Source organism: Stenotrophomonas lacuserhaii (genome assembly GCF_014836545.1).
Lineage (GTDB): Bacteria > Pseudomonadota > Gammaproteobacteria > Xanthomonadales > Xanthomonadaceae > Stenotrophomonas > Stenotrophomonas lacuserhaii.
This window is the reverse complement of sequence record NZ_JACSQS010000024.1, coordinates 34074-43900: the sequence shown is the minus strand read 5'-3', so window position 1 is coordinate 43900 and position 9827 is coordinate 34074. Positions and strand designations below refer to the sequence as shown.

Below are 9827 nucleotides of genomic sequence, written 5' to 3'. Positions count from 1 at the left end.
CCCCCCCCCCCCCCCCCCCCCCCCCCCCCCCCAACCCGCAGCCCTGCAGCCCTTGACGTTGCCGTCGCCGTTGCCTGCGCTTCAAGCCGTGCGCAGCACAACAAACCCCTCAGATCGACTCGCCGAACGCTTTGGCCAGGTTGCGGTAGGCCTCGGCCTGGGCCTCATCGCTGGCCGCCGGCGCCACGATCTCCAGCTCAACGATCTGGTCACCGTCCGGGTTGCCCGGCAAGCCCCGGCCGCGCCGGCGCAGCCTGCGCCCGGCATCGGATCCAGCGGCCACCTTCAGTTCCACCGCACCGCCCAGCGTCGGCACGCTGATGCTGGTGCCCAGCGCCGCCTGCCACGGCGTCACCTGCAGGGTGTACAGGATGTTGCGACCGTCCACTTCGAACTGCGGGTGCGCGGCATATTCCACTTCCAGCAGCAGGTTGCCGCCGTCGGTGCCCTGCCCGCCCAGCCGGATCACCTGGCCCGGCTTGATGCCCTTGGGCACGCGCACGTCCAGCTGGCGGCCGTTGACCGTGATCCGCAGCGTATCGCCGTTGTAGGCCGCTTCCAGCGGGACGGAAAGCTTGGCCCGGGTATCGCGCTGCGGGGCATGGCCGCCACTGCTGAAGCCCGGACCCGGGCCACGCCCGGCGCCGCCGCGCTGGCGTGCGAACAGGCTTTCGAAGAAATCGCTGAAGCCGCCGTTGGCACCGCCTGCGCCGCCACCGAACACTTCCTCGAAATCGAAGCCACCGCCGCCGCCGTAGTTGGGCGGGACATTGAACTCCTCGCCCGGACGATAGCCCTGGGCCTTGAGCTGGTCATACGCCGCGCGCTTCTGCGGATCGCGCAGCGCCTCGTACGCCTCGTTGATGCCCTTGAACTTTTCTTCCGCCCCGGCTTCCTTGCTGACATCCGGGTGGTACTTGCGCGCCAGCCGCCGGTAAGCGGTCTTGATTTCCGCGTCGCCCGCGCTGGGTTCCACGCCCAGCGTGGCGTAGTAATCCTTGAATTCCATCGTGCTACCTCGATTGATCCGTCGGCACCGGGGGCGCCAACCCGCGCCTATTCTAGCGGCTGCCGTGTGCAGGCCCGGACGGTGTCTGCCCCGTTGCCCAGCAGATCGGGTGTGCACGCGGGATTTTCAATCCGTTGACACGGCCCTTCCACCGACATGCCTACGCTACTTGTTTACCAGGAGCCCACCCATGAGCATCCACGCTGGCGACCCGATCCCCGAAGTCACGCTGAAACGGATCCGCGACGGCGTGGAGACGGTGGACACCAAAGCCCTGTTCGACGGCCGCAAGGCGGTGTTGTTCGCCGTGCCCGGTGCCTTCACCCCGACCTGCTCGGCCCGTCACCTGCCCGGCTTCATCGAACACTTCGCCGAATTCCGCCAGCGCGGCATCGACGTGTACTGCGTGGCAGTCAACGACCCGTTCGTGATGAAGGCGTGGGGCGAAAACCAGCACGTCCCCGATGGCTTGCTGATGCTGTCCGATGGCAACGGCGAACTGGCCCGCGCGCTCGGGCTGGAAGTCGACGCCAGCGCGTCCGGCATGGGCATGCGCTCGCGTCGTTTCGCCCTGTACGTGGAGGACGGCACGGTACGCGAAGCCTGGATCGACGCCCCCGGCGCGTTCGAGGTGTCATCGGCCGAGCATGTACTGGCGCACCTGCCGCACTGATCAACGCGCCACCGCAACCAACGAAGGAGAACCGGCCAGCCATGTCAAAGCCAGCCAAGCAACCGCATCCCGCCCATCCTGCCGGCATCAGTGATCGCCAGATCCTGCGCGACAACGCCCGGCGCAATATCGAAGATGGTGCGATCACCGATACCTACAACGCCGACCGCAAGGCGGTCATCCAGTTGCTCAACGATGCGCTGGCCACCGAATACGTGTGCGTGCTGCGCTACTACCGCCACTACTTCATGGCCAAGGGCATGCTCGCCGATGCGGTCAAGGCCGAGTTCCTGGAGCATGCCCAGCAGGAGCAGGCACACGCCGGCAAGCTGGCCGAACGCATCGTCCAGCTGGGCGGCGAGCCGGACTTCAACCCGGACACCCTGACCGCACGTTCGCATGCCGAGTACAAGGAAGGCACCGACCTGCGCGACATGGTGCGCGAGAACCTCATCGCCGAGCGCATCGCCATCGACAGCTACCGCGAAATGATCAACTTCGTCGGTGACAAGGACACCACCACCAAGCGCATCCTGGAAGAGATCCTGGCCCAGGAAGAAGAGCACGCCGACGAGTTCGCCGACCTGCTGGATGGCTGGATAGGCAAGTAGACCGCCCTCAGCGCACCACGTTGAACCGCACCTGGGTCCAGGCCCCATCGCTGGCCAGTGCGGTCAACGTATGCCGTCCCGGCTGTTCAAAGCGCTGGCTGAAAGGCTGGGCGCCGCGGGTGCGGGCGACCCAGCGGCCGTCCAGCAGCCAGTCGATGTCGTGCTCGCTGCCCAATGCGCGCAGCTGCAGGCGCACGCCATCGACGGCACCCGGTGCGCGTGCCACCGACACGCCGTCGTTGAGCCCATCGATGTGCAGGGCAATGCTGGCCTGGCGCCCGTCGTCGCGGCAATCCGGCGCCAGCGCAGGCAATTGCGAGGCCTCACGTGCCGCCTGCGGCAACCACGGTGACAGCAGCGCCGGCCATCGCGCGACCTCGCGCTCTTCCACGTGGTGCGGCGCGCTGCAATCTGCGGACAGCCGCCGGCCGCTCTGCGCGTCAGCCTGGTAGCGCTGCCGCCCCGGCTGCCAGCGCCGCGCATCGCGCTCGGCGAAGGTCGGTGGCAGGTTGCCGTCGAGCAACCACGCGCTCAGTCGCCGCTGGCACAGTCCATCGGGCAGTTCGCTGGCCAGGCCACCGGTCGGCCAGCACACATCGGCCTGGCTGACGGTAGCCGGACGCGGCGGTGGGGCGCTGGCGCGGCCCTGCCGTGGCAGGCTGTCGACCACTTCGAGCATCAGCGGCAGTGCAGTCACCGCCCCGTACTGTCCCGGCAATGGCGTACCGTCCGGCCGCCCCACCCAGACTCCCACGGTGTACTGGCGCGTGCTGCCGATCGCCCAGGCGTCGCGATAGCCGTAGCTGGTGCCGGTCTTCCACGCGACCCGTGGCCGCCCCCCGAGGTCGAAGGTATCGGTGCCCTGCCCCGGACGCGGATTGGCCTCCAGCACTTCGCGCACGATCCACGCCGCCCCCGGCGATACCAGCCGGCGATCCAGCACCGGATCCGACCCGGTGTAGCGCACCCGGCCGGCGATGCCATCGCGGTTCAACGCCGCGAACGCGCCGACCAGGTCCTCCAGCCGCGCGCCGGTGCCGCCCAGGATCAACGACAGGTTGGGCGAGCTTCCGCGTGGAAAACGCAGCTGGATCCCGGCATGGGACAGGCGCGCGGCGAAACGCGCCGGCCCGACCCGATCCAGCAGGTCCACCGCCGGCACGTTGAGCGAAAGGCGCAGTGCGGTGGCTGCGCTCACCGGACCATTGAAGGCCTCGTCGAAATTGCCGGGGCGGTAACCGCCGAAACTCTGCGGTGCATCCACCAGCAGGCTTTCCGAGTGGATCAGCCCGTCATCCAGTGCCATCGCGTACAGGAACGGCTTGAGCGTGGAACCCGGCGAACGCCAGGCCTGCACCATGTCCACGTGGCCCAGCCGCTGCCGGTCGCCGAAGTTCAGCGTACCGACGTAGGCGCGTGCCTGCAGGGTCTGGTTGTCGACCACCAGCAGCGCCGCCGACGTCCGCTCGGGCAGCGTGGAAAAGTAGCTGGAAAGCCGGCCCTCCAGCGTACGCTGCAGGTCGATGTCGATGCTGCTTTGGATGCGTGGCTGGCCCGGTTGTGCGGCATGCAGGCGCTGCGCCAGCAAGGCGGCATGCAGGGGCGGACGCAGCGAACGGGTCACCACCGTTTCCACGCGTGCATCCTCCACCTCTTCGGCGGACCAGCGTCCCAGCGAGGCCATCCGTGCCAGCACCTTGTCACGCGCCTGCTGCGCTGCCTGCGGATGGCGGTCCGGACGCAGCCGGCTGGGCGCCTGCGGCAGCACGGCCAGCAGCGCTGCCTCGGCGTGCGAAAGCTGCGCCGCCGGTTTGCCCAGATAGGCCCAGCTGGCCGCTTCGACGCCCTCGATGGTGCCGCCGTAGGGCGCGCGCTCCAGGTACAGGACCAGGATTTCGCGCTTGGACAGGTGCGCTTCCAGCTGCAGCGCGCGCAGCATCTGCTTGATTTTTCCCCACGGCGTGCGCGTGTGCGGATCAAGGATGCGCGCTACCTGCATGGTCAGCGTGGAGCCGCCCGACACGATGCGCCCCTGCCCGATCATCTGCGTGCTGGCCCGCAGCAGTGCGACGGGGTTGATGCCGGGATGGCGCCAGAACCAGCGGTCCTCGTAGCCCAGCAGGGCCTGCAGGTACAACGGGGACACCTGCTCGACCGAAGCCGGGTAGCGCCACACGCCTTCGGCATCGGCGAAGGCGCGCAACGGGCTGCCGTCGCGCGCGACCACCAGCGTGCTGGTGTCACGCTGCTTCGGCAACGGCGGCGGGAACGCGAAGTCCAGCAGCAGCGCCGCCAACAGCAGCGCCACGCTGCCCCACCTCAGCCACGGCCACAGCGGCCGCAGGCTGCGCCGCAACCGGCGCAGGCCGCGTTTGATCACTGGCGGCCCCGTCGGCAGGCCGCCGCGTGGCGGCCCGCCCGCCGGCTCACGGTTGCACCACCGTGATCGTGCTCGGGTTGCTGCGGCCAACGCCGCGCAGCTGCGGACGGTACATGTCCTCCACCAGCGACGGCGGCACCGTGTAGGTACCCGGCGTGACTGCGCGCACCAGATAGAACAGCGTCGCCTTGCTGCCACGCGACAGGTTCAGCGCCGCCACGTAGCGATCATCGCGGAACTCCTCGTGCTTCACGTCGGCGGCATCGCCACGTGAACTGATGCCGATGCCATCCACCACCACGTCGGCCCACTGCTTGGCATCACCCAGGTTGAAGTTCTCGATTTCCAGGCCCGCTGGCAGCAGGTCGGTCAGCAGGGCATCAGGCATGCTGCTGTCCGGGGTGACGGTGACGCGCACGATCAGCGCCTCGCCTTCCTTCAACGGACGCGGCGTCCACGGCTTGCCATCGGTGCCGAACCAGCTGCGCTCTACGCCGATCACGCTGTTGTCCGGCGCCGGCGCGGTGCGCGGAATGCCGGCCACGTCGATGCTGGCGAACATCGGTGGCTCGCCGCTGGGCGCGAAGCGCACGCCACTCACCAGCTGCGCGGCATCGAAACTGCGGCCGAACAGGCGGCGCTCGCCGATGCTTTCGGTCTGCGCGCCGATCACCAGCTCACCAGCCACCAGCTTCTTCTGGTTCGCGGCCAGCGCCTTGCCCAGGCGGGCGATGGCCACCTGTTCCTGGGTGCTCAGCCACATCCAGCCACGGTTGCGGCGCGTATCCAGCTCGCGCCCCAGGTCCACCGAACGCGCGTCCCAGGCCGGCTTGGCCAGGTTGTGCTCGTGGGTCAGTGCGATCATCAGCGCGTCATCGCGGATCGCGCTGCCGTAGTCACCGAAGTACGACGGCCGTTCGCTGCTCGGCTTGGCGAAGCCGGCCGTGATGGCCGCCTCGCCGCGCTTGCGGTCACCCTGCAGCGACAACGCCACGCCCAGGTGCACCAGCGGCAGGCCGCCGATGGCCTTGGCCCGTTCGTTGTCATACAGCGTGCGCAGGGTGCCCAGCGGCGCGCGGTTGACCCGCGCCAGCACGTAGCCGGAGTAGGCCTGGTTGGCGAACTTCAGGTTGTCGCGGCGGTCCTGGCCGTAGAACTGGTTGCCGCCGGACAGCAGGTCCTCGCTGAGCCGGTTCAACGCCTTCTGCAGCACGTTGTCGGGCACGGCGAAACCGGCATCGCGGGCATCCAGCAGGAACTCGGTGATGTACGGCGTCAGCCACGGATTGACGTAGCCGTCGTCGCCCCACATGGAGAAGTTGCCGTTGGCTACCTGCATCGAGGCCAGACGACCGAAGGCGCCTTCCATGCGCTCGCGGCGCACCTTGGCATCCAGCCCGTCGGCGCCGAGCATGGCCGAGGTGGCCTGGTCCAGGATCAGCGCGGCGTAGCCCTTGCTGGTGGTCTGCTCGGCGCAGCCATACGGATAGTTCAGCGCGCCCTGCAGCGCGCTGGCGAACGGGATCGGCGGCAGCGGGCTGACCAGCAGGCGCGCGGTCACCGATTCCGGCATCAGCCCGTCCAGCAGGCTGCCATCCAAGCTGACCGCAGCCAGCGGATCCAGCGTGCGTACCTGCGAGCGCAGCACCTGCGGCCACGCCGCGCGCACCGGCAGGTCGTAGCGGCGATCGGCCTTGAAGCCGTTGCCGTCCACCCGCACCCGCACCTTGGCCACGCTGTGCCCTTCGCGCGCACTCAGCGGGAAGCTGAGCGTGGTCTTGGCGTCGGTCGCCAGCTGGACAGAGCGGGTGCCCTCGGCCAGGCTCAGCGGGCCTTCGGTTTCCACCCTCACGTTGAACTGGCCCGGCTTGCCGGTGAAGTTCTGCACGTCCAGGGTGACCGTGCTGCGGTCGCCCGGGGCCAGCACGCGCGGCATGCTGGCTTCGGCCAGCAGCGGGGCGCGGACGACGGTCTCGACATCGCGCTTGCCGTAACTCTCATCGGCATACACCAGCGCCGACACCCGCAGCGTGCCGTTGAAGTCCGGCACCTTCAGCCGGACCCGGGCATTGCCCTTGGCATCGAGCTTCACCGGCCCGGTGAACAGGTCCACGGTCTGCACCCGCGCCGTCGGCCGCTTGGCCTGCGGCAACGCCGCCAGCGCCATGTCGCCACCGAACTTCAGCTTGCCGCTGCTGCCGTCGAAGCTCTCGATGACGCGGCTGTAGATGTCATAGGCATCGATGCCCAGCCGGCGCTGCGCGAAGAAGTGCGCGGCCGCGTCGGGCACCGGGAAGCGGGTGATGTTGAGGATGCCCACGTCCACTGCGGACACGGTCACGTGCGCGACCTTGCCGGCCAGCTGCGGCACGCTGACGGTGACCGGCAGGTCCTGCTCCGGCCGCATCTGCCTGGGCGCCACCAGGCCCACGGCCACCGTGCGCGCCTTGCGGTCCATCGGCACGTGCACCACGCCAACCGCGCGTGCCGGCGTCACCTTGCTCGGTGCGCTGCCGCCGCGGAACACCAGCGCGGTGATGTACACATCGTGGCGCTCCCAATCGGCAGTGACCGGGATCTTGAAGGTGCTGCCCGGCTTGGCGTCGATATCCTGCACGTAGATCATGCGATCGGTTTCCACCATCAGCAGGCCCCGGCCTGCATGCGGCGGCGTCACCGTCACTTCCAGCGTGTCGCCGGCCTTGTAGCCGGTCTTGTCCAGGCCCAGCTTGACCTTGTCCGGGCGTGCATCCAGGCCGCGGTTGTCGTCGCCCCAGCTCCAGCCTGCGCGGAACGGGTAGCGGCTGGTCAGGCCGGTGGCCGGATCAAACACGTCCACCCGGTACTCGCCCCACTCCACCGGCACCTCGAAGGCCACCGCGCTGGTGCCGGCATCGACGCTACGGGTGTCCTTGTTCTCGAAACGACGGGTGAAATCGTAGTCCCAGCGGTTGTCGTTGAACGCCCAGTGATAGTCGCGAAGCTCGCGTACCAGGGTGACCTTCAGCCCCTTGGCGGGCTGCGGCTTGCCGGCCGCGTCCACGCGCACCAGCTCGAAGCGCGCGGTGCCATTGGCATCGGCGCCATCGTCCGGGTTGAACAGCGGGCGCACGCCGACCAGCGCCGCGGCCGGCCACATCACCCGCTTGAGGGTGCGGTTGACGGTGCGTCCGCCTGTCTCATACAGGCTGCCGGACAACACCACCGCCACCGGCGTCTTCGCCTTGGCGGCTTCCTCCGGCAGGTCCACATCCTGCTTCAGCCTGCCATCGGCGGGCAGCGTGGTATCCACCACATCCTTGGCTTCGCGCGGCAGGCTCACCGTCGGGTCGCCGAAGAAGTAACCCGGCAGGCCTTCCACCGGCTTCTGTTCCACCGCCACCGCCAGGCGCGCGGTGAAGCGATTGCCGTCGGCCGGCGCGCCATACAGATAGGCACCGTCGGCCTGAAGGCGCAGCGCATCACCGGGCTTGAGGCTCTTCTGTGCGCTGTCCAGGTCCAGCTTCATCCGCTCCGGCAGGAACTCCTCGATACGCAGGGTCATGCCCTGGATCGCTTCCTTGCTGGCCGGATCGGTACGGAACTCGACCTGCCAGCGGCCGGTCGGCGCATCGGCCGGGATCAGCTGCTCGAAGTTGAAGTAGCCCTGTTCGCCGGGCTGCAGCTGGGTCTCGCGGAATATCTTGCCATCGGGCTGCTTCAGCCGCAGGAACACCGGCTGGCGTGCCTTGGCATCCTTGCCCGGTGCGACCGGCTTGCCATCGTTGTCGCGCAGCAGCGCGGACAGCCGCACGGTCTCGCCGGGACGGTAAAGGTCACGCCCGGACCAGGCGAACACATCGAACCAGGCGTTGTCCCGCCCGGCGACCGCGAACTCACTCAGGTCCAGCGCAGGCTGGTTGAACGGCAGGAAGCTGGTGTCCTTGCCGCTGCCGGCGACCAGCACGTGGCCGGCATCCAGGGTGTAATCCAGCAGCGCGTTGCCGTTGCCGTCGGTGCTGCCGCGCAGGACCACTTCGCCCTTGCCGTCGAGCACGCGCACGTCCACCTTCTTCAGCGGCGCGCCGTCCTTCAGCGAGGCGGTATGGACGAACAGCTTGTCCTTGTAGGCCCGTGTATGCAGGCCGATGTCGCTGACGCTGAAGAACGCCGTATCGAACTCACCATCGAAGGCACCGGTGCGCTTGAGCACCGCGAAGTACAGTCCCGGCTCCTGCAACTCCTTGATGTCCTGGGTCGGCAGGTAGGTCAGCACGCGTTCGTTCTGATTGCCGCCGAGGATGAAACGGTTGACGTAGACCGGCTCGGCCAGGCGGCTGATCGGGGTGCGTTCGCTGTAGTCACTGTCCAGTTCCCAGCTGCCGCGGCGGCCGCCGCGCTGGTACTGGCTGAAGAAGGTCGGCAGTTCCTTTTCGCGCACGCGCAGGAACTCCACGTCCACTTCCGGCACGTTCACCGACACCACCGGCAGGCCGCGGCTGTCGCGCGCCGGCAGCACGCTGCCCTGCGAGGCAAAGCCAGCCACCGGAGTCAGCTCGCCGCTGAACACCTTCTGCCGCAGCTCCTTGCCCAGCCGGCTGCCATCGGCGGCCAGCAGGTCGGCCGACACCACCAGCGAGTATTCCTTGGCGGCTTCCACGAACGGGTAGCGCAGGGTCTTGCCGTCCTCGGACAGGGTCCAGCTGCTGTCATCAGTGCCGACCTTTTCCTCGAAGCGCACCAGCGCATCGAAGTCCTGGGTGCCAACCAGCGGGCGCGAGAACTCCAGCGCCAGCGACAGTCCATCGTTCTTCTGGTCCGGGTAGGCACGCAGCAGGGTGAACTCGGTCACCTGCTCGGCCTTGGCGGTGATCGCCTCGCCGCTGGCGGCGGGCAGCTGCCCGCTGTCGTTGCGGTTGCAGCCGGCCAGGCCGGCCAGCAGGCTTCCCGCCACCAGGGCTGCCGCCCATCCCCACTTCCGAAGCCGCAGCGGACCGGTCATGTCGTCACTCCTTGAACAAGGCGTGCATTATGCCGCCAGATCCTTGACGGCGGGGGTGCTGATTGCACGGCAGCCGCGCTGCTGCGTTTGGTGGGTGATGACCGTTGCCCCTGGTGGCTGACGACCGTTGCACCTGATGGGTGACGACCGTTGCACCTGGTGGGTGTCGCCCC

General features: G+C 68.5%; 5 protein-coding genes. 2 read left to right on the top strand and 3 right to left on the bottom strand.

Translation table 11 applies throughout. The features are described from left to right. Positions 1 to 109: 109 nt before the first annotated feature. Positions 110 to 1009, bottom strand: a complete 900-nt coding sequence (locus tag H9654_RS16735) for a DnaJ C-terminal domain-containing protein (protein ID WP_191771856.1) — start codon at positions 1007 to 1009, stop codon at positions 110 to 112. A 190-nt stretch (positions 1010 to 1199) separates the two neighbouring features. On the opposite strand from H9654_RS16735, the gene H9654_RS16730 reads away from it, so the two are divergent. Next, the gene (locus H9654_RS16730) at positions 1200 to 1682 is read left to right on the top strand and encodes a peroxiredoxin (RefSeq protein ID WP_191771855.1); all 483 of its coding nucleotides are present in this window, start codon (positions 1200 to 1202) and stop codon (positions 1680 to 1682) included. A gap of 41 nt (positions 1683 to 1723) precedes the next feature. After that, positions 1724 to 2293 (top strand): ferritin-like domain-containing protein, encoded by a 570-nt coding sequence (locus tag H9654_RS16725; RefSeq protein ID WP_191771854.1) that lies wholly within the window; start codon positions 1724 to 1726, stop codon positions 2291 to 2293. Positions 2294 to 2300: 7 nt separating this feature from the next. Here H9654_RS16725 and pbpC read toward each other — a convergent pair whose 3' ends face one another. Next, a complete protein-coding gene (pbpC, locus tag H9654_RS16720) occupies positions 2301 to 4673 on the bottom strand; it encodes a penicillin-binding protein 1C (protein ID WP_318241153.1) in 2373 nt (790 codons plus the stop codon). 46 nt (positions 4674 to 4719) lie between these two features. After that, the gene (locus H9654_RS16715) at positions 4720 to 9654 is read right to left on the bottom strand and encodes an alpha-2-macroglobulin family protein (RefSeq protein ID WP_191771853.1); all 4935 of its coding nucleotides are present in this window, start codon (positions 9652 to 9654) and stop codon (positions 4720 to 4722) included. Between the last annotated feature and the right edge of the window lie 173 nt (positions 9655 to 9827).